The organism is Variovorax sp. LjRoot175 (assembly GCF_964253805.1).
Lineage (GTDB): Bacteria > Pseudomonadota > Gammaproteobacteria > Burkholderiales > Burkholderiaceae_C > Variovorax.
In genome coordinates this window covers 5,719,561-5,743,468 of the sequence record NZ_CAXURY020000001.1, presented here as the reverse complement: position 1 = coordinate 5,743,468, position 23,908 = coordinate 5,719,561, and the positions used below count along the sequence as shown (strand labels likewise).

Annotated in this window: 18 protein-coding genes; 12 read left to right on the top strand and 6 right to left on the bottom strand. The window is 69.7% G+C overall.

The window, feature by feature from the left end; genetic code table 11:
- Position 1: 1 nt before the first annotated feature.
- Positions 2-1,030 carry a septal ring lytic transglycosylase RlpA family protein gene (locus tag ACSQ89_RS28435; protein ID WP_436292023.1) on the bottom strand — a complete coding sequence of 343 codons (1,029 nt, stop codon included), beginning with the start codon at positions 1,028-1,030 and terminating at the stop codon, positions 2-4.
- Complete coding sequence (gene glnE / locus ACSQ89_RS28430) at positions 1,023-3,782, bottom strand: bifunctional [glutamate--ammonia ligase]-adenylyl-L-tyrosine phosphorylase/[glutamate--ammonia-ligase] adenylyltransferase (protein ID WP_436292024.1); 2,760 nt, start codon at positions 3,780-3,782, stop codon at positions 1,023-1,025. Before glnE ends, ACSQ89_RS28435 begins: the two co-directional genes overlap by 8 nt.
- Before the next feature lie 25 nt (positions 3,783-3,807).
- On the opposite strand from glnE, the gene ACSQ89_RS28425 reads away from it, so the two are divergent.
- From ACSQ89_RS28425 to ACSQ89_RS28410, 4 genes are read left to right on the top strand one after another with little or no spacing between them, the layout of a single operon-like run.
- A complete protein-coding gene (locus tag ACSQ89_RS28425; protein WP_436296591.1) occupies positions 3,808-7,923 on the top strand; it encodes a YhdP family protein in 4,116 nt (1,371 codons plus the stop codon).
- 27 nt (positions 7,924-7,950) lie between these two features.
- Positions 7,951-8,766 (top strand): carbon-nitrogen hydrolase family protein, encoded by an 816-nt coding sequence (locus ACSQ89_RS28420; protein WP_436292026.1) that lies wholly within the window; start codon positions 7,951-7,953, stop codon positions 8,764-8,766.
- Between the two features lie 23 nt (positions 8,767-8,789).
- Positions 8,790-10,841, top strand: a complete 2,052-nt coding sequence (locus ACSQ89_RS28415; protein ID WP_436292203.1) for a two-component system sensor histidine kinase NtrB — start codon at positions 8,790-8,792, stop codon at positions 10,839-10,841.
- 22 nt (positions 10,842-10,863) lie between these two features.
- Positions 10,864-11,487, top strand: a complete 624-nt coding sequence (locus tag ACSQ89_RS28410; protein ID WP_436292027.1) for a response regulator transcription factor — start codon at positions 10,864-10,866, stop codon at positions 11,485-11,487.
- On the opposite strand, the gene ACSQ89_RS28405 is transcribed toward ACSQ89_RS28410, so the two are convergent.
- Together ACSQ89_RS28405 and ACSQ89_RS28400 are read right to left on the bottom strand one after the other, a co-directional pair.
- A complete protein-coding gene (locus ACSQ89_RS28405; RefSeq protein WP_093108592.1) occupies positions 11,484-12,137 on the bottom strand; it encodes an OmpA family protein in 654 nt (217 codons plus the stop codon). The genes ACSQ89_RS28410 and ACSQ89_RS28405 overlap by 4 nt on opposite strands.
- Before the next feature lie 38 nt (positions 12,138-12,175).
- Entirely contained in the window at positions 12,176-12,337 is a 162-nt protein-coding gene (locus ACSQ89_RS28400) for a hypothetical protein (RefSeq protein ID WP_170855646.1), read from the bottom strand.
- On the opposite strand from ACSQ89_RS28400, the gene mltA reads away from it, so the two are divergent.
- The 5 genes from mltA (at position 12,336) to ACSQ89_RS28375 (ending at position 19,006) form a co-directional block, all read left to right on the top strand.
- Positions 12,336-13,484: a murein transglycosylase A gene (gene mltA, locus ACSQ89_RS28395; protein WP_436292028.1), complete on the top strand. Its 1,149-nt coding sequence runs from the start codon at positions 12,336-12,338 to the stop codon at positions 13,482-13,484. The two genes, ACSQ89_RS28400 and mltA, sit on opposite strands and share 2 nt — an antisense overlap.
- Before the next feature lie 45 nt (positions 13,485-13,529).
- A complete protein-coding gene (locus ACSQ89_RS28390; protein WP_093108594.1) occupies positions 13,530-13,904 on the top strand; it encodes an SMR family transporter in 375 nt (124 codons plus the stop codon).
- Positions 13,905-13,911: 7 nt separating this feature from the next.
- Positions 13,912-15,345 carry a UbiA family prenyltransferase gene (locus tag ACSQ89_RS28385; RefSeq protein ID WP_436292029.1) on the top strand — a complete coding sequence of 478 codons (1,434 nt, stop codon included), beginning with the start codon at positions 13,912-13,914 and terminating at the stop codon, positions 15,343-15,345.
- Between the two features lie 56 nt (positions 15,346-15,401).
- Positions 15,402-16,625, top strand: coding sequence for a hypothetical protein (locus ACSQ89_RS28380; protein ID WP_436292030.1), 1,224 nt, complete (start codon positions 15,402-15,404; stop codon positions 16,623-16,625).
- Between the two features lie 134 nt (positions 16,626-16,759).
- Positions 16,760-19,006 carry a PhoX family protein gene (locus ACSQ89_RS28375; protein ID WP_436292031.1) on the top strand — a complete coding sequence of 749 codons (2,247 nt, stop codon included), beginning with the start codon at positions 16,760-16,762 and terminating at the stop codon, positions 19,004-19,006.
- Positions 19,007-19,018: 12 nt separating this feature from the next.
- Here the strand turns inward: ACSQ89_RS28375 and ACSQ89_RS28370 are convergent, their stop codons facing one another.
- Entirely contained in the window at positions 19,019-19,492 is a 474-nt protein-coding gene (locus tag ACSQ89_RS28370) for an Lrp/AsnC family transcriptional regulator (RefSeq protein ID WP_093108597.1), read from the bottom strand.
- 106 nt (positions 19,493-19,598) lie between these two features.
- Here ACSQ89_RS28370 and mdeB point away from each other — a divergent pair, with 106 nt between their 5' ends.
- From mdeB to ACSQ89_RS28355, 3 genes are read left to right on the top strand one after another with little or no spacing between them, the layout of a single operon-like run.
- Positions 19,599-22,223 carry an alpha-ketoglutarate dehydrogenase gene (mdeB, locus tag ACSQ89_RS28365; protein WP_436292032.1) on the top strand — a complete coding sequence of 875 codons (2,625 nt, stop codon included), beginning with the start codon at positions 19,599-19,601 and terminating at the stop codon, positions 22,221-22,223.
- A 53-nt stretch (positions 22,224-22,276) separates the two neighbouring features.
- A complete protein-coding gene (locus ACSQ89_RS28360) occupies positions 22,277-22,762 on the top strand; it encodes a helix-turn-helix domain-containing protein (protein WP_436292033.1) in 486 nt (161 codons plus the stop codon).
- Complete coding sequence (locus ACSQ89_RS28355) at positions 22,755-23,459, top strand: nucleotidyl transferase AbiEii/AbiGii toxin family protein (RefSeq protein WP_436292034.1); 705 nt, start codon at positions 22,755-22,757, stop codon at positions 23,457-23,459. Before ACSQ89_RS28360 ends, ACSQ89_RS28355 begins: the two co-directional genes overlap by 8 nt.
- 33 nt (positions 23,460-23,492) lie before the next feature.
- Here the strand turns inward: ACSQ89_RS28355 and ACSQ89_RS28350 are convergent, their stop codons facing one another.
- Positions 23,493-23,729: a hypothetical protein gene (locus tag ACSQ89_RS28350; protein WP_093108600.1), complete on the bottom strand. Its 237-nt coding sequence runs from the start codon at positions 23,727-23,729 to the stop codon at positions 23,493-23,495.
- Between the last annotated feature and the right edge of the window lie 179 nt (positions 23,730-23,908).

The following is a 23,908-nucleotide window of genomic DNA, read 5'->3' as shown; positions in this document are numbered from 1 at the left end:
GTCAGCGGCGCTCGACGATCATCGGCGCGAGCTGCAGCCCGTTGCGCACCTGCTCGGCCGTGTCGCGCGCCAGCTCGCGCGAGGCATAGGGCCCGAGCTGCAGCCGGTAGGTGCCGCGCTCCGCGAACACGTTGAGCGCCGGCGCGAGCATGGGCAGGCTGCGTGCCACCTGCTGCTGGAAGCGATCGACGCCGTCGCGCTGGCTGAAGGCGCCCAGCTGCACCCAGAAGCCCGAGCTCGGCGATGAGGCCGATGCAAGCGCGGCCTCGGGCGCTGCTGCCGGCAACGGCGCGGCTTCGGCTGTGAGCGGCGGCAGCGCGGCGAGCTCACGCACCTCCGCGCGCGGCGTGGCGAGCACTGGGCTGGTGAGGGCCGCAGGCACGGCCACGCTGTCGGGCGCAAGCGGGCGTGGCGCCACGGGGGTGGCCGACGCCAGCGCTGAAGTGCCCGTGTCGCCACGCCGCCATGTACCCGCGCGGATGTCCTCGTTCGTGATGCGCTCGATCTCCACCGGCGCCACGCCGCGCAGCAGGTCGAGCTTGAGGGCCGCGGTGTAGCTCAGGTCGATGATCCGGTCGTCGTGGAAAGGGCCACGGTCGTTCACCCGCACGACGGCTTCTCGTCCGTTGGCCGGGTTGCGCACGCGCACGTAGCTCGGCAGCGGCAGCGTCTTGTGCGCCGCCGTCATCGCGTACATGTCGTAGGGCTCGCCGCTGGCGGTGGACTGATTGTGGAACTTGCGGCCGTACCAGGAGGCGAGGCCGGTTTCGCGCCACGGCCGGTCGTCGGTGATCGGCACGTAGGACCGGCCCAGCACCACATAGGGCTTGCTGGTGCCCCCGCTGCTGCGGATCGCTTCCACGCGCGGCTCCGCATCGGGCACCTGGCCGAGGCCCGCGGGCGGATTGGCATCGGGACCGTCGCGTCCGATGCCGGGGCCGCCACGCGGCCCACTGGCGCAACCGGCCAACAGCAGCAGTACCGCGCCGGCGACCAGCGCGAGGCTGCGTGCACTGGCCGGCCTAGCCAAACACCACCTTCCACAAGGCCAGCATGGCCTCGCGCTCGGCCACCAACGAACTCATCGGCACCTGCGTCGGCTCTTCGTTGAGCCGCGCCCGGTGCTGTACGCGCCGCAGCTCGCGGTAGGCGGCGGCCGCGTTCGCACCGATCCCTTCGGGCAGCAGGCCGGCTTTCTCGGCGCGCAGCAGCAGCGCGATGTTGCCCACGTTGGGAATCAGCTCGGGATGCGCCTTCGCTTCCGACAGCACGAGGAACTGCACCGTGAACTCGGCATCGACCATGCCGCCCGCGCTGTGCTTGACGTCGAAACGGTCGGCCTTGACGGGACGCGCGGCGCGCACCTTGTCGCGCATCGCGACGATCTGCGCCTTGAGCGCGTCGCGGTCGCGCGGCGCGGTGACCACGGCTTCGCGGATGCGGTCGAAGCGCTCGCCCAGCGATGAATCCCCCAGCACGAATCGCGCGCGCGTCATGGCCTGGTGCTCCCAGGTCCACGCGGTGTTGCTGCCGCGGCCGAGCTGGTACTTCTCGTAGGCCTCGAAGCTGGTCGTGAGCAGGCCCGAGTTGCCGTTGGGCCGCAGCGCGGTGTCGATCTCGAACAGGTCGCCCTCGCGCGTCTTGACCGTGAGCCAGTTGATCAGCTTGCGCACATAGGCCGCGTAGACCTCGCTGGCGCGCTCGTCGTCGTCGTCGTAGACGAACACGATGTCCAGGTCGCTGCCGTAGCCGAGCTCCTTGCCGCCGAGTTTTCCGTAGCCGATGATCGCGAACTGGGGCGCTTCGCGGTGCGGGTTGCGCACATGGGGCCAGCACCAGCGTGCCGTCACGCGCAGTACCGCATCGGCCAGGGCGCTGAGATCGTCGGCCACCTGCTCGACCGTGATGCGGCCGTCGACGTCGCGCGCCAGCGTGCGGAACACCTCAGCGTGGTGCGCATGGCGCAGCAGGTTCAAGAGGCGCTCCTCGTCGGCCTCGCCGGTCTGGCGCAGCGAGAGATGTCGGGCTTCCAGCTCGCGCTCGAACTCGGTGGCCGAGAAGCGCCCGGCCAGCATCTCGTTGCTGGCCAGTTCGTCGATCACCCCGGGATGCTGCATCAGGTAGCGTGCCGGCCACTTGGCCGAGCCCAGCAGGCGCAGCAGGCGCTCCTGCACCGCCGGCCGCTCGACCAGGAGCGCGATGTAGTTGTCGCGCCGGAGCAAGGGTTCGATCCAGTCGGCCCAGCGCAGCGCGGCCTCGACATGGTGGCCGATCTGCCCCGGGGCTTCGCTGTCGGGTTCGCGCAGCCACTGGCCGGTGCGCTGCACGAGCTGGCGCAGGCGCGCGCGCGTTTCGTCGCGCAAGGCGGTCACTCGCGGGTTTTCGCACCAGTCCCGGATGCGTTCGGCAAAGGCCGGCGGCAGCTCGTCGATCAGCTCGCTCAGGTCGACCGGTGCAGGGTTGGCGCTGCCGCCGTTGCAGCGCGAGCAAGGCTTCTTGCCGCCCAGCAGCTTGTCGAATTCCTGCGCAACGAATTCGCGGTGCGCATCGAGCTGCGACAGGAAGAGGCAGCAGTCGGCATAGCCGAGCGTGTGCGCGATCCAGCGCAGGTCTTCGTCGTGGACCGGCAGCACGTGGGTCTGCTGGTCGTCCAGGTACTGGATGCGATGCTCCACCCGGCGCAGGAATTCGTAGGCCGCGGCCAGCGCATCGGCCGTTTCCTGCGGCATCAGGTTGGCGCGCGCCAGGCGCTGCAGCGCATCGAGCGTGGGCCGGGTGCGCAGCTCGGGGAACTTGCCGCCGCGCACCACCTGCAGCAGCTGCACGATGAACTCGATCTCGCGGATGCCGCCGCGCGAGAGCTTGACGTCGTTGGCGCGCTCGGGCCGTCCGGCGCTGCGGCGCGCGGCCTGCTCGCGGATCTGCCGGTGCAGCGTGCGCAGCGAGTCGAACACGTTGTAGTCCAGATAGCGCCGGAACACGAAGGGCAGCACCACGCCGCGCAGCGCCCGGGCCGAGCAGTCGTCGACCACAGACTGCGGCGCCACCACGCGGCTCTTGAGCCAGGCGAAGCGCTCCCACTCGCGGCCCTGCACCTGGAAATACTCTTCGAGCGCATCGAGCGACACCGCGCTGGGCCCCGAATTGCCGTTGGGGCGCAGCGCCAGGTCGACGCGGAACACGAAGCCGTGCGCGGTGGTGTCGCCCACCAGCGCATAGATGCGCTTCACGGCGCGCGCGAAGTACTCCTGGTTCGCGAGGCGCGAGCGCCCGTCGGCATCGCCCGCGGTCTCGCCGTCCTGGTCGTAGAGATAGATCAGGTCGATGTCGCTCGACACGTTGAGCTCGCGCGCGCCGAGCTTGCCCATGCCCACCACCCAGAGCTGGGCGCGCTGGCCCTCGGGGCCGAGGGGCGCGCCGTGCTGGGCGTCGAGTTCGGCGCAGGCTTCGCGGCAGGCGACATCGAGCGCGAACTCGGCCAGCTGGGTCACGGCGGTGGTGACCACGGCCAGCGGCGCATGATGGTCGCAGTCCAGCGTGATGAGCCGCTCCATCACCAGCTGCCGCACGGTGCGCAGTGCATCGGCCACGTTGTCGCCGCGCTCGCGCAGCGCCCGGAAGGCCTGCGCCATGTGCTCGCGCAGCGGCTCGCCGGGCGGCAGCAGCGCGAGTTCTGCGGCGTAGCGGCGGCGCAGGCGCTGCACGAAGCGCGAGTAGTCGGACAAGGAGGGTGCCGCGATGACTTCGACTTCGGTGGAACCCGGGTGGGAGCTGGCGGTCATAATTCCTGACACAGCGCGATCCTCAATGAACGACACGACGTCTTCCCCTTCACGTCTGCTTCTCAAGATCACCGCTGTGACGGCGCACTGGTTGTTGGGTTTGCTGATCGGTGCATGGCTGCTGCTTGCGCTGTCAGTCGTAGTCCTACACGTCTGGATTGTGCCGCGAATCGGCGACTACCGTGGCGCGCTCGAAGCGCAGGCCAGCAAGGCCATGGGCGTGCCGGTGCGCATCGGTTCGATCACCGCCCAGTCCGGCAGCCTGTTCCCGAGCTTCGAGCTGCGCGACGTGGTGCTGCTCGACGAGCGCCAGCGCGAGGCGCTGCGCCTCGCGCGCGTGGTGGCCAGCGTCTCGCCGCGCTCGCTCTGGCGCCTGAGCTTCGAGCAGCTCTACATCGAGCAGCCGCAGCTTGAGGTGCGGCTGGACGCGCTCGGCAAGCTGCACGTGGCCGGCCTCGACATGTCGACCGACACCACGGGCGAAGGCCGCGGGGCCGACTGGTTCTTCGCCCAGCGCGAGTTCGTGATCAAGGGCGGGACGGTGCGCTGGACCGACGAGCGCCGCGGCGCCGCGCCGCTGCTCTTGACCGACGTGCAGTTCGTGGCCCGCAACAGCAGCCGCCGCCATGCGATGCGGCTCGACGCCACGCCGCCGGCCGGCTGGGGCGAGCGCTTCACGCTGCGCGGCCAATTCCGCCAGCCGCTGCTGTCCGTGCGCAGCGGCAAGTGGCAGAGCTGGGACGGCCAGGTCTATGCCGAGCTGCCGCATATTGACGCCACGCGCCTGGGCCAGTACGTGGCGCTCGACGCCCGCATCCGCGAGGGCAACGGCGCCCTGCGCGTCTGGGCCGATGTCAACGAGGGCAAGGTCATCGGCGGCGCCGTCGACCTGGCGCTGATGCGCGTCGACACCTCGCTCGGCAAGGGGCTCCAGCCGCTGGTGCTGCGCGCCGTCACCGGGCGCCTGGCCGGCCGCATGACCGACGAGACCCTGGAGTTCTCCACCACAAATCTGCAGTTCGATACGGCCGATGGCATGCGCTGGCCGGGCGGCAACCTGTGGTTCCAGCACACGCCGGCGAAGGGCCGCACGTCCGAACGCGGCGCCTTGCGTGCCGACCGGCTCGATCTCGCGGCGCTGGCGCTGATCGCGGATCGCCTGCCGCTCGGCGAGGCGACGCACAAGCTCATCGGCGGCCTGGAGCCGCGCGGCCTGGTCGAGCGCATCGACGCCAACTGGCAGGGCTCGCTCGGCGCGCCCGACAAATACCAGGCGCGCGGCCGGGTCAGCGGCTTCGGCATCGCCTCGCAGCCCGGCACGCCGAGGGCCGCTGTTCCCGCGGCACCGCGTTCCGCCGCTGCCGCGCCGACGCAGCCACTGCCGCCGGTCGGCGCGCCCGGCCTGCGCGGCGCGACCATCGACTTCGATGCCAGCCAGGCCGGCGGCAGCGCCGCGTTCTCGATCGCGAACGGCGCGCTCGAGTTTCCGGGCGTGTTCGAGGATCCGATGATTTCGATCGACCAGCTGTCCACCCAGCTCACCTGGAAGGTCGACGGCGAGAAGACCCAGCTGCAGCTCGCCAACCTGAAGTTCGCCAACGCCGACGCCGAGGGCGAGGCGCAGGCCAGCTGGCGCACCAGCGACCCGGCCGTCTCGCGCGGGCGCTCGCGCTTTCCGGGCGTGCTCGACCTGCAGGGCAAGCTCAACCGCGCCGACGGCACCCGCGTGTTCCGCTACCTGCCGCTGCATATCCCCAAGCACACGCGCGACTACGTGCGCGACGCGGTCACCAAGGGCAGCGCCAGCGTGGTCGATTTCAAGGTCAAGGGCGACCTGTGGGACATGCCCTTCACCGACCCGCGGCACGGCGACTTCCGCATCGCCGCGCGCGTGGCCGACGTCACTTACGCCTACGTGCCGCCTGCGGCGGGCGAGGCGAAGGCATGGCCCGCGCTCAACGGCCTGTCCGGCGAACTGGTCTTCGAGCGCGCCGGCATGCTGGTGCGCAACGCGCGCGGGCGCGTCGTCGGCGCGCCCGGCATCGAGATCGCCAAGGCCGAGGCCCAGATCGCGGACATGGCACATCACGCACCGCTGCTCAAGGTCGACGCCCAGGCCAAGGGCCCGCTCGGCGAACTGCTGCGCGCCGGATCGCCGCTCGCGGGCGAGGCCGGGCCGACGCTGGCGCACGCGCGCGCCACCGGCAACGCCGACTACCGCCTGCGCCTGGAACTGCCGCTCGCCGCGATGGACAAGGCGAAAGTGCAGGCCAGCGTCGCCCTGGCCGACAACGAGATCCAGATCGCTCCCGAAATGCCGCCGCTCACCCAGGCGCGCGGCACGCTGAGCTTCACCGAAAGCGGCTTCTCGCTGGCCGGCGTGCAGGCCCGAGCGATGGGTGGGGCGCTGCGCATCGAGGGCGCCGGCCGCTATGCCGGCGCCGCCAACGAGCTCAGCCTGCGCGCCCAGGGCACGGCCACCGCCGACGGCCTGCGCGCGGCGCGCGAGGTCGACTGGCTCGCGCGCCTGGCGAAAAACACCAGCGGCAGCACGCCCTACACGGCCTCCTTCACGGTGCGCGAGGGCGCCTCCGAGTTCTCCTTCGTCAGCAGCCTGCAGGGCCTCGCGCTGCAGCTGCCCGCACCGCTGGCCAAGCCGGCCGAGGAGTCGATGCCGCTGTCGATCGAGAAGAAGGTCGTTCTGCGCGAGGCACGCCCCGGCGCTGCGGCGCTGCTGCAGGACCGGCTCTCGATCGAACTGGGCCGCGTCGGATCGGCCTCCTACGTGCGCGACATCTCCGGCAGCGAGCCGCGCGTGCTGCGCGGCGGCATCGGCATCGGCCTGGCCGCGGGCGAATCCGCGGCGGCGCCGGAGCGCGGCGTGCTTGCGAACATCCAGCTCGCGCGCATCGACGTGCCGGCCTGGCAGGCGCTCTTCAGCGAAACCACCGGCAAGCCGGCCGAGGCGACCGGCAGCGACGCCGCTGCCGACGACGCGTCCGCCTACTTGCCCACCATCCTCGCGGTGCGCGCGAAGGAGCTCGCGGTCGGCGGCCGCACGCTGCACAGCGTGGTGATGGGCGGCACGCGCGACGGCGCGCTGTGGCGCGCCAACATCGATGCCACCGAGTTGAGCGGCTATGCGGAGTACCGCAGCGCGCAGGCCGGGCGCCTGCATGCGCGGCTCGCCCGTCTCAAGATCGCGCCCAGCGAGGCCACCGCGGTCGAGTCGCTGCTCGACGAGCAACCCGGCACGCTGCCGGCGCTCGACATCGTGGTCGACGACTTCGAGCTCCTGGGCCGGCGCCTCGGCCGCGCCGAGATCGACGCGGTGAACCGCGGCGGCGCGGTCCGCGAATGGCGGCTCAACAAGCTGGCTTTCAGCATGCCCGAAGCCACCTTCACGGCCCAGGGCAGCTGGGCCGCGGTGCCGGGCAGCACGGCCGCACGCGGACGCGGCGAGCAGCGCCGCACCACCATGGACTTCAAGCTCGAGATCGCCGACGCCGGCGAGCTGCTCGGGCGCTTCGGCATGAAAGACGTGGTGCGGCGCGGCCGCGGCCGGCTCGAGGGCGAGGTCCACTGGAGCGGCTCGCCCTTCTCGCTCGACTACCCGAGCCTGGGCGGGCAGCTGCAGGTCGATGTCGAACAGGGTCAGTTCCTCAAGGCCGATCCGGGCATCGCCAAGCTGCTCGGCGTGATGAGCCTGCAGGCGCTGCCACGGCGCCTTACGCTCGACTTCCGCGATGTGTTCAGCCAGGGCTTCGCTTTCGATTTCGTGCGCGGCGACGCCAAGATCAGCCAGGGCGTGGCCAGCACCAACAATCTGCAGATGAAGGGCGTCAACGCCGCCGTGCTGATGGACGGCTCGGCCGACATCGCGCGCGAAACGCAGAAGCTGCGCGTGGTGGTGGTGCCCGAGATCAATGCCGGCACCGCGGCGCTGGTGGCCACCGCCATCAACCCCGCGATCGGCCTGGGCACTTTCCTTGCGCAGATGGTGCTGAGCCGGCCGTTGATCGCGGCCGCCACGCAGGAGTTCCAGATCGACGGCACCTGGGCCGACCCGAAAATCACCAAGGTGCCGCGCCGGCCGCTGCCCGAAGCCTTGAGCGCGCCGGTAGCGCCCGCGCCGCGCTGAAAGAGGAAGAACAACGGAGATCCGCACATGAAAGTCGCAGCCATCCAGATGGTGTCGGCCATCGCCCGCGAAGCCAACCTGGCGCGCGCCCACGCGCTGCTGGGCGAAGCCGCCGCCGCCGGCGCCGAGCTTGCCGTATTGCCCGAGTACTTCTGCATGATGGGCGCGCGCGACACCGACAAGCTGGCGTTGCGCGAGACCGCCGGCGCCGGCACGGTGCAGGGCTTCCTGGCGGACGCGGCGCGCGAGTTCGGCCTTTGGATCGTCGGCGGCACGCTGCCGCTCGAGAGCGGCGACGAAACCCATGTGTTCAACAGCTCGCTCGCCTACGCGCCGGACGGCGAGCGGGTGGCCCGCTACGACAAGATCCACCTGTTCTTCTTCGACAACGGCCGCGAGCGCTACGACGAGCGCCGCGTGATCGCGCCCGGCGCGCAACCTGTCTGCTTCGATCTGCCATCGCGCGACGGCCACCGCTGGCGCATCGGCATGAGCGTGTGCTACGACCTGCGCTTTCCCGAGCTCTACCGCGCGCTCGCGCGCCAGGGCGCCGAACTGCTGCTGGTGCCCAGCGCCTTCACGCGCACCACCGGCGCCGCGCACTGGGAGGTGCTGCTGCGCGCCCGCGCGATCGAGAACCTGGCCTGGGTGGTCGCGCCGGCACAGGGCGGCACGCACGAGAACGGGCGCCAGACCTGGGGCCAGTCGATGGTGGTGGACCCCTGGGGCACGGTGGTGGCCGAGCGCGCCGTCGATGAAGGCGTGGTGCTCTTCGAAGTCGACGCGCAGCAGATCGAACGCGCACGCGCGCAGCTGCCCGCGCTCTCGCATTGCGTACTTTGAATTCGGTGTCCTCCTCCACCACGCTGCCCGCCGCCCGCACCCTTCGCCACGCCTTCGCGTGGCTGCGCTTCCTGCGCTCCGTCTGGCGGCGCTGGTTCCTCTGGGTGCTGCTGGCCGTTCTGGTGCTGGCGCTGCTGGTCACCGTGGTGTGGCTGGCGGGTCGCCACGAAGTCGAGCAGGTCCAGACCGCGCTGGACCGCGACACCGCCGATGCGGTGTCCGACCTGCGCAGCGGCCTGCAGCGCAACGCGCAAAGCCTGCGCGCCTCCCAGGCCAGCGGCATGGACCGGGAGCACTGGCCCATCGAAGCCGCGGCGCTGCTGCGCGAGCACCGCGAGTGGCTCAGGCTCGAGTGGCGCGACGCCGCGCTGCGCCCGCTGGCCGCCGTCGACACGCCCTACCGCCGGCGCGTGTTCGAGGAATCGAGCCGCAGCGTGGACCAGTCCGACGTCGCGCTCGCCTGCGCCGCCGCACGCAAGCTGGGCGCGCCGGCCTACTCGCCGAGCCACTACGTCCCCTTCGTGCCGAGCGGCGGCCTCGAGGTGATGGAGCTGTGCCTGCCGGTCGACGGCGGCGGCTACTTGGTGGCCACCTATTCGCTGCGCGACACGCTGGTCGAACTGGTCGCGCCGACGCTGACGCGCGGCCAGGAGGTTGCCTTCACCGAGGCGGACGGCACCCGCCTGGTGGCCGTCGGCGCGGCGCGCCGCCTGGGCACGCGCGTGTTCACTTCGCAGCAGCTCGTCGACCTGCCCGGTACCACCCTGATGCTGCGCGTCGACGGCTGGCGTGCCGCGCCCGATCTCTTTCCCAATCTGCTGACCGCGCTGGTCACCGCGATCTCGATCGCGCTGGTGTCGGTGCTGGTCCTGCTGGCGCGCGACACGCGCCGGCGCCAGCGCGCCGAACGCGACCTCGCCGACGCGCTGGCCTTCCGCAAGGCGATGGAAGACTCGGTCATCACCGGCCTGCGCGCGCGTGACCTGCAGGGGCGGATCACCTACGTGAACCCCGCCTTCTGCGAAATGGTGGGCTTCAGCGCCGAGGAGCTGCTGAACCATGCCGGCGAGGCGCCGTACTGGCCGACCGAGCTGGCGCACGAGTACCGCCGGCGCCAGGCCGCGCGGCTGACCGGTGGGCCGCCGCCGCGCGAAGGTTTCGAATCGGTCTTCATGCGCAAGGACGGCACCCGCTTCCCGGTGCTGATCTTCGAGGCGCCGCTGATCAACGCGCAGGGCGCCCAGACCGGCTGGATGAGCGCCTCCATCGACCTCAGCGAGCAGCGGCGCATCGAGGAACTCTCGCGCGCCAGCCAGGAGCGCCTGCAGGCCAGCGCGCGGCTGGCCACCGTCGGTGAGATGGCCTCGCTGCTGAGCCATGAGCTCACGCAGCCGCTGGCGGCGATCGCGAGCTATGCGAGCGGCTCGCTCAACCTGCTGCACGGTGCGGGCCAGGCGCAGCAGGGCAGCGACCATGGCGAAGTCGCGATGGCGGTGCGCCGCATCGCCGAGCAGGCCGACCGCGCCGGCAAGGTGATCCGCAGCGTGCACGACTTCGTGCGCCGGCGCGACCGCACGCGCGAGGCCGTCGCGCCGCAGGCCTTGCTCGATGCGGTGCTGCCGCTGGTGCGGCTGCAGGCGCGCAAGCTCGCGGTGCGCGTCGAGGTCAGCTTCGAGGAGCGCCTGCCGCGGGTGCAGTGCGATCGCACGCTGGTCGAGCAGGTGCTCCTGAACCTGGCGCGCAACGCGATGCAGGCCATGGACCTGCCGGAGCTCAGCGACCGAGTGCTGCGCCTGCGCGCGGCACGCGCCCGCGCGGTCGGTGAAGCCAGCGATGCCGGCGACAAGGCCGACACGCGGCGCTGGATCGAATTCTCGGTGGCCGACCTCGGCTGCGGCATCAGCGAAGAGGTGGCGCAGCACCTCTTCACGCCCTTCTTCACCACCCGGCCCGACGGCATGGGCCTGGGCCTCAGCCTTTGCCGCACGGTGGTCGAGCAACACGGCGGCGCGCTGGTGTTCGAGCCGCAACGGCCCCGCGGCACGGTGTTCCGATTCACTTTGCCTGCGGCCTGAATCAGTCGATGGACCTTTCCTGATGCAACCCTTGATCGATGCCCTCATCTTCATCGTCGACGACGACGCCAGCGTGCGCGAGGCGCTGGCCTGGCTGCTGCGTTCGCGCCGGCTGGTGAGCGAACATTTTGCGAGTGCCGAAGCCTTCGAATTGCGTTTGATGGAGGAGCCGCTGGCCGATCAGCCGCACTGCCTGCTGCTCGACGTGCGGATGCCCGGCACCAGCGGGCTGGTGCTGTTCGACCGGCTGGCCGAGCGCGGCCTGCTGGAAGTCATGCCAGTCATCTTCCTGACCGGCCATGCCGACGTGCCCACGGCGGTGGACGCGGTGAAGCGCGGCGCCTTCGATTTCTGCGAGAAGCCTTTTTCGGACAACGCGCTGGTCGACCGCATCGAGCATGCGCTCGGCGCCTCGCTGCGCGCCATCGAGGCGCAGCGCGCGCGACGCCTCCTGATGCGCCGTGTCGAGGAACTGACCGAGCGCGAGCGCGAGGTGATGCGGCGCGTGGTCGAGGGCCTGCCCAACAAGCTGATCGCCGAGCAGCTTTCCATCAGCGTGCGCACGGTGGAGGTCCATCGTGCGCGCGTGTTCGAGAAGATGGAAGTCAAGTCGGCCGTGGAACTCGCCAACCTCCTGCGCCCTTAGCCTTGCGGGCGTTCGCCGACGTAGATCTCGACGCGGCGGTTTTGTGCCCGGCCGGCATCGCTGTTGTTGTCGGCGACCGGTTCGCGCGAGCCGCGGCCTTCGATGCGGAAGGCCTGCTGCGGCACGCCGCGCGCGATCAGGTAGTCGCGCGTGCTGGCGGCGCGGTCGACCGACAGCGGGTTGTTGATCGCATCGGTGCCGGTGCTGTCGGTGTGGCCGATGATGCGCACCTCGGCGTTCGGGTTGTTGCGCAGGCCGTTGGCGAACTGGTTGAGGATCGGCGCGAAGTTCGGCTTGATGGCAGAGCGGCCGGTGTCGAAGGAGACGTCGCTCGGGATCGCGAGCTTGAGCTCGTTGTTGGGGGTCTGGGTGACGGCGATGCCGGTGCCCTGCGTGGCGGCCTGCATCTCGCGCTTCTGCGCTTCCATGCGTTGCGACCAGAGATAGCCGCCCAGCGCGCCTGCGGCCGCACCGACCGCAGCGCCCGTGCCGATGGCGCGGCTGTCGCCGCCGGTTGCCGATCCGATGACCGCGCCGCCAAGGGCGCCGATGCCGGCGCCGATGCCGGTGTTGCGCTGGGTGTCGCTCATGCCGGCGCAGCCCGAGAGCACGAGGGCGGCTGCGGTGGTGGCGAGTACGAGTTTTTTCATATGAATTCCTTTTAGACGCTGGATTCAGCGAGGAGGAATTATGTGGAGCCCCCCGGCGGTGGCTCGTCGGACGAAGACTCTTTTTCAGAATCGTCCGCATCGTGCATTTCGCCGCGCTTGCGCCCTGAGAACATGGTCCACCAGACGATCAGCACCAGCACGATTCCGGCGCCCAGCGCTTCAAGCAAAATCAAACCCATGACAAAAGGACTCCAGTGGCTGGTCGGGCTCGCGATCGTAGCAACGCTCGCCGGCTGTTCGGTCGGCACCTTGCAGCCCGAAGCAGCGACGACGCCCGCGGCCGTGCCGGGCGCGAGCCCGCAGCGCGAGCTGGGGCCGCTCACCGGATCGCTCGCGCATCCCAAGAGCCGCTGGGTGCCCGTGCCTTGGTCCGAGCTGCCGGGCTTCGGCGACGACGCGCTGCATGAAGGCTGGGGTGCGCTGATCGCGAATTGCGCGCGCCCCAACGCGGCCTTCGCGCCGCTGTGCCGCGAGGTGCGCCAGCTGGCGCTCGCCGAAACCGAGGAACAGCGCGAATGGATGCAGCAGAGGCTGCAGCCCTACCGCGTCGAATCGCTCGCGGGCGGCCAGAACGAAGGCAAGCTCACGAGCTATTACGAGCCGGTGTTCGACGCTTCGCGGCGGCCGACCGCCACCCACACCGTGCCGCTCTACCAGGCGCCCGCCGGTCTGGTGGCGCGCCGTCCCTGGTACACGCGGCAGGAGATCGACACCCTGCCGCAGGCCCAGGCCGCGCTGCGCGGCCGCGAGATCGCCTGGCTGGCCGATCCGATCGACGTGCTGATGCTGCACATCCAGGGCTCGGGACGGCTGCGCATCACCGAGGCCGACGGCTCCCAGCGCACCGTACGCGTGGCCTTCGCGGCCACCAACGAGCAGCCGTACAAGAGCGTTCAGCAATGGCTCGTGAGCCAGGGCGCGACGAAAGTCAGTCTGTGGCCGGACGACACCAAGCAGTGGGTGGCGCAGAACCCGCAGCGCCTGTCGCAACTGCTGTGGAGCAATCCGCGCTACGTGTTCTTCCGCGAGGAGCCGCTGTCCGAGACCGATGCGGCCTCCGGCCCGGTCGGTGCGCAGGGTGTGCCGCTCACGGCCGGGCGCTCGATCGCGGTCGACCGCGAGAGCATCCCTTACGGCACGCCGGTCTGGCTGGCCTCGCCCGGGCCGGTGGTGCCGCTCGCGAAGCTGGTGGTCGCGCAGGACACGGGCAGCGCGATCGTCGGCGCAGTGCGCGCCGACTACTTCGCCGGCACCGGCGCCGAAGCGGGGCGCCTGGCCGCGCGCGTGAATCAGCCTCTGCGTTTGTGGGTCTTGTGGCCGAAGTAACGGGTGCCAGGGCATGATCCTTTCCTTCGACGGGCAAGGATCTTCATGAATCTCCAGACCTTTTCGATCATCTTCGCGGGCGTGCTGCTCAACTCGGCGGCGCAGCTGATGCTCAAGGCCGGTGCCAAGACGCTGGGCACGGTGGCCATGGGCAGCGGCGCCTCGCTGATGGCGGCCGCATGGAACGCGGCCACGCAGCCGTGGATCCTGCTCGGCCTGGTCTGCTATTTCCTCAGCGCAGGGCTGTGGATCCTCGCACTGACGCGCGTGGACGTGACCGTCGCCTATCCCATGCTGTCGATGGGCTACGTGATCGCGGCCCTGCTCGCGTGGCAGCTGTTCGGCGAGCCGCTGACCGCCGGCCGGGTGTTGGGCATCGCCATCATCATGGCGGGCGTCGTGGTGCTCGGCCGGAGCTAGGGTCCTGATGACAGGCCTCAATACCATGCGACCGCTCTACGTCGATCTCGATGGCACGCTGATCGCCACCGACCTGCTGCACGAATCCCTGCTGCAGCTGGTGCGCGCTTCGCCGCTCTCGCTGCTCTCCCTTCCGCTGTGGCTGCTGCGCGGCAAGGCGGCGTTCAAGGACGAGGTGGCGCAGCGCGCCACCGTCGATGTCACGACCCTGCCCTACCGGCCCGAGGTGATCGAGTTGGTGCGCAGCGCGCGCGCCGCCGGCCGCCGCACGGTGCTGGCCACGGCAAGCGACGCCAAGCTCGCGCACGCGGTGGCGCGGCACCTGGACCTTTTCGATGCGGTGCTCGCCTCCGACGGCGAGCGCAACCTGCGCGGCGCGGGCAAGCTGGCGGCGATCGAGGCCGACGCCGGCGGCCGCGCCTTCTGCTATGCAGGCGATCGCAGCGTGGACCTCGCGGTCTGGCGCGGCGCCGAGGCCGCGGTGGTGGTCAGCCGCTCCGAATCGCTGGCCCGGCGCGCGGCCGGCGCGACCACGGTCGAGGCGCGGATCGTGCCGCCGCGCACGTCCTTCAAGCGCTATCTGTACGGTGCCCGCCTGCACCAGTGGCTCAAGAACCTGCTGATCTTCCTGCCGCTGATGCCGGTGCTGCACGATCTCACGCAGCCGCTGGTCGTCAACGCTGCGCTCGCCTTCCTGGCCTTTGGTCTCATGGCCTCGGGCATCTACGTGCTCAACGACCTGCTCGACCTCGAAACGGACCGGCGGCATCACCGCAAGCGTACGCGGCCCTTCGCCGCCGGGGAGATCTCGGTGCCGGCGGGCCTGGTCATGACAGGCCTTCTGTGTGCGAGTTCGCTGGCGCTGTCGCTCGCGCTGCTGCCGGATGCCTTCGTGGGCGTGCTGCTGCTCTACATGGCGCTGACCACCGCCTACTCGCTGCATCTCAAGCGCCGTGCGGTGGTCGACGTGTTCTCGCTGGCCGCCCTCTACACGATCCGGGTGGCGGCCGGCACGGCGGCCACCGGACAGCCGCTGTCCTTCTGGATCCTCTCGTTCTCGCTCTTCATCTTCCTGAGCCTGGCGCTGGCCAAGCGCTATGTCGAGCTGACCGGCCCGCCCGCCGAGGTGCGCCAGATGAAGCGCAATCGCGGCTACGTGGCCACCGATGCGCCTTTCGTGCTGTGCACCGGCGTCGCAGCCGGGCAGATGGCGGCCCTGCTGCTGGGCCTCTACCTGCACGACCAGCAGATGGTGGCGCGCTACGAGAACCCCCAATATCTTTGGGTGCTGATCCCGGTCTTCCTGTTCTGGACCATGCGCATCTGGCTCAAGGCGATCCGCGGCGTGCTGCACGACGACCCGGTGGTCTTCGCCGCGCGCGATTGGGTCAGCCGGTTGGCCGTGGCGATCGGGGCCGTCGCGCTATGGATGGCAGGCTGAATTCGGCTGCCCCCCGAGGGGGCCGCACGCCGCCTTGGGGGCGGCCCGGCGCCGGCGTGGATCCGCCCACGATCAAGCGCAGCCTCGCCTGGGATGGGCTGCTCGCTGTCTTGCTCGCGGCGCTGGCGCTGCTGCTGCTGGCGGCCCTGTCGCGCCAATTGCCGCCGCAGCTCTTCACGCGGGAGGGCCTCGACGCCTGGTTCCAGTCCGACCTGCCGCGCGTGTTGGCCAACATGGTGGATTCGCAGAGCAACCACTTCCGCACCAAGGTCCATCCGATCGCCTCGATCCTCATCCATCCGACGGTCACCGGCCTGCGCGTGCTGTGGCCGGGCAGCGATCTGCAGGCGGCCATGCGCTTCATGGGGCTGGTGGCGGCGCTGTGGGTGGTCTCCTTCTATGCGCTGTGCCGGCTGCTCGGCGCCGGCCGCTTCGTTGCATTCAGCTTTTCGTTGCTGGCCATTGCAAGCGCCGGCTTCCAGTTCTGGTTCTCGGTGCCGGAGACCTTCGGCATCGGATCGCTGACCCTGCTGTGGGTACTGCTGGTCGCGGCGCTGGCGGTGCATCGGCCGGTCGGCGACCGGCTGCTGGTCGCCGCCAGCATCGCGAGCCTCAGCATCACGGTCACCAACTGGGTCGCGGGGCTGGCGCTGGCCGTGGTCCAGCGGCCCTGGCGGCGCGCACTCGGCATCAGCGCGATCGCGTTCGTGATCGTCGCCATCCTCACGGTGCCGCAGCGCTTCTTCTACAGCTTTGCCAAGTTCTTCTTCCTAGGCAGCCGGGAAGAGGCGGACTATATGAACCTGGAGCAGTCGGGCACCGTGCTGCACAAGCTGGCCGGCATGTTCTGGCACCCGATCAGCCTGCCCGAAGTGCTGCTGGCCAAGGCCTCCGAGGCGCCCAAGCTGAACTGGCTCACGGTGCAGCTGAGCGCGCCCGGTTCGGGCAGTTGGGCGGGCATGCTCGCGCTCGGCCTGTGGACCCTGCTGCTGGCGGCCGGCACCCACGGGCTCCTGCGTTCGCCGCAGTGGCATGTCTTCGGCAAGGTCCTCGGACTCACGCTGGCGGCGCAAGTCGTGCTGCACCTGGTCTACGGCGAGGAGACCTTTCTCTACGCCGCGCACTTCCTGCCGCTCCTGATGGCGCTCGCGGTGTTTGCCGCGCGTTCGCTGCCGGGCCCTGTCGCCGGATGCATCGCGCTGCTGACCGCCGGGCTCGCGGCCTTCAACAACGCCGCGACGTACGAGGCGGCGGCGCGCCTGCTGCAGCACGCGCGCTGAGAGAACGACCGCCGGCGGCGGAGGAGGCCGCGCGTCGCGGATCTGACCCATGACTGACTTCCGGGCGTCACATTGAACTTTTAGCGTACCGGGCTGAGTTTTTCTACAACCAGTCCCCACTGAAAGTTCTGCGAATGACCGCCAAGACCCATAACGAAATCGCTGCGATCGACCCCGACGACATCGGCCACAACTCAAGCCCCAACCCCTCCTTCAACGACCTGATCGCGTCGCGCCTGAGCCGTCGCCATCTGTTCGGCCTGGGCGTCGGCACCGCCGGCGCCGCTCTGTTGCAAGCCTGCGGCGGTGGCGGCAGCGGCGGCGGTTTCCCGGTGCTGCCGGCTGCGCCGGCACCCGCTCCGGCCCCTGCGCCCGCACCGGCGCCGGCCGCACCCAAGCTGGGCTTCACGGCCGTCGCCAAGAGCCTGGACGACGTCGTCAGCGTGCCGCCCGGCTATACCGCCACCGTGCTGTACCGCCTCGGCGATCCGATCGCGGCCGGCGTGCCTGCCTATGTGAACGACGGCACCGATGCGCCCGCCACCTACGACAAGCGCGCCGGCGACCACCATGACGGCATGACCTTCTTCGGCATCAATGCTTCGAACAAGTGGGACCCGGCCAATGCCTCGCGCGGCCTGCTCGCGATGAACCACGAAGCCATCACGCCGCTGTTCCTGCATCCCACCGGCCAGACCATCGTCGGCACCGGCAACGCCGCCGTCCGCAGCGTCGCCGACGAAGTGCAGCGCGAGTTCTTCCTGCACGGCGTGAGCGTGATCGAGGTCAACAAGGGCGCGAGCAGCTGGAGCTACAAGCAGGACTCGAGCTTCAACCGCCGCGTCCACACGCTGACCGAGGTGACTTTCTCGGGCCCGGCTGCGAACACCGACTACCTGAAGACCAAGTTCAGCACCGACGGCAGCAAGACCCGCGGCACGCTCAACAACTGCGCCAACGGCACTACGCCCTGGGGCACCTACCTGACCTGCGAGGAGAACTGGGCCGGCTACTTCCGTCGCATCACCGCGACCGACAACCCCAGCCGCAGCGCCAAGGAGATCGCCGCCTTCACGCGCTACGGCGTCGCCGGCACCGGTCGCGAACTCTGGTCCACCGTCACGCCCGACACGGCCGACAACATCTACGGCCGCTGGAATGCCCAGGTCACCGGCGCCACCGCCACAGACGACTTCCGCAACGGCGCCAACACCTATGGCTGGGTGGTCGAGATCGATCCCTTCACGCCCGGCAGCACGCCGAAGAAGCGCACCGCGCTCGGCCGCATGGGCCACGAAGGCGCCTGCCTCGGCCCGGTGGTGGTCGGCAAGCCCCTGGTCTGGTACATGGGCGACGATTCGCGCAACGAGTACATCTACAAGTTCGTGTCGACCAAGGCCTGGGATGCGGCCGACATCAACGGCGGCCTGGCGGCCGGCGACAAGTACATGGACGACGGCAAGCTCTACGTCGCCAAGTTCAATGCCGACGGCACGGGCGTGTGGCTGGAGCTCAAGCTCGGCGTCAACGGCATCACGGCGAGCAATCCCGCCTACGCCTTCGCCGACGCAGCCGACGTGGTGATCAACGTGCGCCTCGCGGCCGATGCGGCCGGCGCCACCAAGATGGACCGCCCCGAGTGGACGGCCGTCAATCCGAAGACCGGCGAGGTCTATGTGACCCTCACCAATACCAACGCCGCTTCGCGTCCCATCACGGCCACCGATGCGGCCAACCCGCGCTTCTACAACGACCCCAAGGGCGTGGCCGCGACGGCGCAGACCGGCAATCCCAACGGCCACATCGTGCGCTTCGCGGACGACGGCGCCGACCCGGCGGCCCTGAGCTTCAAGTGGGACGTGTACCTGTTCGGCGCGCGCGCCGCGGCTTCGGCCGACATCAACCTCTCGGGCCTGGTCGCCGACAACGACTTCTCGAGCCCCGACGGCCTGTGGTTCAGCAGCGTGACCAGCGGCTTGCTGTGGCTGGAGACCGACGACGGCGCCTACACCGACGTCACCAACTGCATGCTGCTGGGCGCCGTGCCCGGCAAGGTGGGCGATGGCGCTGCCAAGACCATCACCAACGTCGACGGCGCGACCAACCGCATGCAGGCCACCTTCGTCGGCAAGGCGCCGGGCACCGACGGCCTGCGCCGCTTCCTCGTCGGCCCGAAGGACTGCGAGATCACCGGCATCGCCGAATCGGGCGACGGCCGCGCGCTGTTCGTCAACATCCAGCACCCGGGCGAGACCACGGCGGCGGCGAACATCGGCAACCCGGCGCTCTTCGGCAGCCACTGGCCGGAAGGCGGCATTGCGCGTCCGCGCTCGGCCACGGTCGTGATCACGAAGAACGACGGCGGTCTGATCGGCTTGTAAGGCCCGAGCGATTCAGGACGGCGCTGCCGGCAGCGGCAGCGCCGTTTTGTATCGCACCTGCTTGAGCGCAAAGCTCGAGCGGATCTTCTCGATGCCCGCAATGGGCGTCAGCTGCTCGAGGATGAATTTCTCGAGCGCACCGATGTCAGGCAGCGCCACGCGGATCAGGTAGTCGCTGTCGCCGGTCATCAGGTAGCACTCCATCACCTCGTCGTGCTCGGCGATGCGCTGTTCGAAGTCGGCCAGCGACTTCTTGCTTTGCGTCTTGAGGCTGATCGAGATGAACACGTTGAGCCCGAGCCCCAGCACGGCCGCGTTGGCCAGCGCCACGTAGCGCTGGATCACGCCGCCCGTTTCGAGCGCCTTCACGCGCGCGAGGCAGGGCGAGGGCGAGAGGTGCACGCGTCGCGCGAGCTCCACGTTCGAGAGTGCGCCGTCGCGCTGCAGCTCGTCCAGGATGCGCAGGTCGATCGCGTCCAGTTGCATGAAATGCTTCAAAGTGGCTGAATGGCGGCATTCTATGCCGTGATAACCCTGAGAGATCCGTTGGAACGGCAGCCCATTCCATCAGAGGCGGCCTAAAGTGCGGTTCATGAACGCCCCGATTTCTTCCGGTCAGCTGCGCGCACTGATCGACATGCCCTTGAACGATCCCGACCCGGTCGAAACCGCCGAATGGCGCGAGGCCTTCGCTTCGCTGGCCGAGGCGCACGGCCCGGAACGCGCGCGCTGGATGCTCGACGAGCTCGCGCGCATCGCACGCACCCAGCGCATCGGCTGGCAGCCCGAGCTGTCGACGCCCTACGTCAACACCATCGCGGTCGAGGCGCAGCCGGTGTTCCCCGGCGACCTCGCGATCGAAGAGCGGCTGGCTTCGCTGATGCGCTGGAACGCGCTCGCGATGGTGGTGCGCGCCAACCAGGCCTATGGCGAGCTCGGCGGCCACATCGCGAGCTATGCGAGTGCGGCCGACCTGTTCGAGACCGGCTTCAATCATTTCTTCCATGCGCGCGACGAGAAGCAGCGCGGCGACCTCGTGTTCTTCCAGCCGCACAGCGCGCCGGGCGTCTACGCGCGTGCCTTTCTCGAAGGGCGCTTGAGCGAGGGGGATCTCCGGCACTATCGCCAGGAACTCACGGCGCCCGCCCACGGCGCACGCGGCCTCTCCAGCTATCCGCACCCGTACCTGATGCCGGACTTCTGGCAGTTCCCGACCGGCTCGATGGGCATCGGTCCGATCAGCTCGATCTACCACGCGCGCTTCATGCGCTACCTCACGCACCGCAACCTGCTCGATTGCGAGGGACGGAAAGTGTGGGGCGTGTTCGGCGACGGCGAGATGGACGAGCCCGAATCGATGAGCGCTCTCACGCTCGCCGCGCGCGAGAAGCTCGACAACCTCGTGTGGGTGGTCAACTGCAACCTGCAGCGCCTCGATGGCCCGGTGCGCGGCAACGGCCGCATCATTGACGAGCTCGAAAAACTCTTCGCCGGCGCCGGCTGGAACGTGATCAAGCTGGTGTGGGGCAGCGACTGGGACGGCCTGTTCGCGCGCGACAGCGGCGGTGCGCTGGCGCGCGCCTTCGCCAACACGGTGGACGGCCAGATGCAGACCTTCGCGGCCAAGGACGGGCGCTACAACCGCGACACCTTCTTCGGCCAGAACGAGGAGCTCGCGCGCCTCGCGGAAGGCATGACCGACGAGCAGATCGACCGCCTCAAGCGCGGCGGCCACGACCTGGTGAAGATCCATGCCGCCTATGCCGCGGCCGCGGCTCACCGCGGCCAGCCCACCGTGATCCTGGCCCACACCAAGAAGGGCTACGGCATGGGAAGCGCGGGGCAGGGCAAGATGACCACGCACTCGCAGAAGAAGCTCGACGAGCACGACCTGCTCGAATTCCGCAACCGCTTCGATCTGCCGCTCACCGACGAGCAGGCCGCGCAGGCCGCCTTCTACAAGCCGGCCGAGGACAGCCCCGAGATGCGCTATCTGCGCGAGAAGCGCGCCGCGCTCGGCGGCAGCATGCCCAAGCGCGAGACCGCGTGCGAGCCGGTCGCCAAGCCCGAGATCGCGGCCTACGCGCAGTTCGCGGTCGCCGCCGCCGGCAAGGAGATGAGCACCACCATGGCCTTCGTGCGCATGCTGGGCAACCTCATGAAGGACCAGACGCTGGGCCCGCGCATCGTGCCCATCGTGGCCGACGAGGCGCGCACCTTCGGCATGGCCAACCTGTTCAAGCAGGTCGGCATCTATTCGAGCGTGGGCCAGCGCTATGCGCCGGAAGACATCGGCTCGGTGCTCTCCTACCGCGAGGCGACCGACGGCCAGATCCTCGAAGAGGGCATCAGCGAGGCCGGCGCCATCGCGAGCTGGACCGCGGCGGCCACCAGCTACAGCGTGCATGGCCTGGCGATGCTGCCCTTCTACATCTACTACTCGATGTTCGGCTTCCAGCGCGTGGGCGACCAGATCTGGGCCGCGGCCGACCAGCGCGCGCGCGGCTTCCTGCTCGGCGCGACCTCGGGGCGCACCACGCTCGGCGGCGAGGGGCTGCAGCACCAGGACGGAACGAGCCATCTGGTCGCCGCCACCATCCCCAACTGCAAGGCCTACGACCCGGCCTTCGCGGGCGAGATGGCGGTGATCGTCGATGCCGGCATCCGCGAGATGATGGCCGAGCAGAAGGACGTTTTCTACTACGTCACGCTGATGAACGAGAACTATGCCCAGCCCGACCTGCCGGCAGGCGCGGAGGTCGATGTGCTGCGCGGCTGCTATCGCTTCGAGGGTCCGGAGCGCGCGTCAGCCAAAGTGACGCTGCTCGGCTCCGGCGCGATCCTGACCGAGGTCCTCAAGGCAGCGCAGCTGCTGGCCGCGGAAGGCATCGAGGCCGAGGTCTTCAGCGTCACGAGCTGGAGCGAACTTGCGCGCGATGGGAGAGCCTGCGAGCAGCGTGCGCTGGCCGGCGATGCGGCGCCGGGCACACCCTTCATCGCGCAGCAGCTGGCGGGCGGCAGCGGGCCTGTGATTGCCGCGACCGACTATGTGCGCGCCGTGCCCGAGAGCGTGCGCGCCTTCCTGCCCGAAGGCCGGCACTACCTCACACTGGGCACCGACGGCTTCGGCCGCAGCGACACGCGCGCGGCGCTGCGCCGGTTCTTCGGCGTGGATGCGGCGAGCATCGTAGGCGCAGCGCGCCACGCACTGCGCTGATTTGTTTCTCATTCTTGACAAATCAGTGATTTTGTCAAGAATGAGAAACACTTATGCCCGATCCAGGCCCTGAGCTCACTCCCCAATCCGCCGAGGCCCTGGCCGCCATCGGCGCCACGGTGCGCCGGCGCCGCAAGGACCTGGGCATCAGCGCCGTGGCCGCGGCCGAAGCTGCCGGCATCTCGCGCGTCACCCTGCACCGGATCGAAAAGGGCGAACCTGCGGTCACCATGGCCGCGTACCTGCGGGTGCTGGTGGCGCTGGGTCTGGCTGTGGCGATCCGGCCGCGGGAGGAAGCTGCTGCGCCCGCCGAAACGCATCGCCGAGGCTGGCTTCCCGCGCGCGTCCGCATCGCCGACTACCCTGGCCTCAAGGAACTGGCGTGGCAGGTCCACGGCCCGCAAGAACTCACGCCGCGCGAAGCCTTGGGCATCTACGAGCGCAACTGGCGGCACCTCGACCCCACGACACTGTCTCCGGCCGAGCGGGACCTCGTCGATGCCCTGCGGTTGGCACTCGGGAGCGACCCTGTTGTTTGAGCGGCCGCACCACCGCCGCGTCGCGCGGGTACTCCAGGCGCTCGATGGGCCGCGGCTGCGCGAACGGGGCTGCCTGTTCGGCGGCGGCACCGCGATCGCGCTGCGCTTCGGCGAGTACCGCGAGTCGGTGGACATCGACTTCCTCGTGTCGGACCTTGCGGCGTACCGTCAGCTTCGCCAGGAGATGACCGGCATCGATGGACTTGCGACCGTGACGCGGGCCGATGCCGTGCCGCTGACGCAGGCCGGCGAACTGCGCGCCTACCAGTGCGGCATCCGCACGCGCGTGCAGGTCGACGACCAACCGATCAAGTTCGAGATCGTGTTCGAGGCCCGCATGGCGCTGCAGGTACCCGGCAAGGCCGACGAGCTGTGCGGCGTGCCAACGCTCACGCCCTTGGACATGGCCGCGAGCAAGTTGCTCGCCAACTCCGACCGCTGGCCTGATGACGGCGTATTCAGCCGCGACCTGATCGACCTGGCGATGATGAAGCCGAGCCTGGCGCTGCTGCGCGATGCCGTTGCCAAGGCCGAAGGCGCCTACGGTGCCGCCGTGCGCCGCGACCTGCAGCGCGCCATCCAACGCATGCGCGAACGCACCGGCTGGCTGGAGCGGTGCATGCAGGTCATGGGCGTGGCCGGTACGCAGGCGCAGGTGTGGCAACAGATCCGAGCGTTGAGGCGGGTGCTCACCTGAGCTGAATACCCCACCGGCCTTGGCCGGGCGCGCTCAGCGCAGGCCGACGCGCGAGGCCTGCCAGCGCAACGCGGCAGCGCGCGCCGGGTTGCTGGCTTCGACCTTGTTCGCGTCCAGGTGCAGGGCGCGCATCTGCTCGACTTCTTCGATGATCTTGCCCGGATTCAGCAAGGCATGGACCAGCACGCTGGCTTCATCGGCCAAGGCCTTGAACGCGCCGGCCAGGCCGCCGAAGGCGTTCGCGCGGGACGATTGGTCGAGGGTGGACATAGGGGAACTCCTGGATTGCAAAGTCGAGTTCCGGTCATCTTATAGGGTTTACCCGATTAGAGGGTAAACCCTAGATTTGTCCCGATGGGCCGCCGGCGCAGGGCGCGGGCTTACCCGAATACGGAATCTCCGAAAAGTTGACCATGGTCAAGCCGGCTTTGGGCGACGGCGCGCAGCAT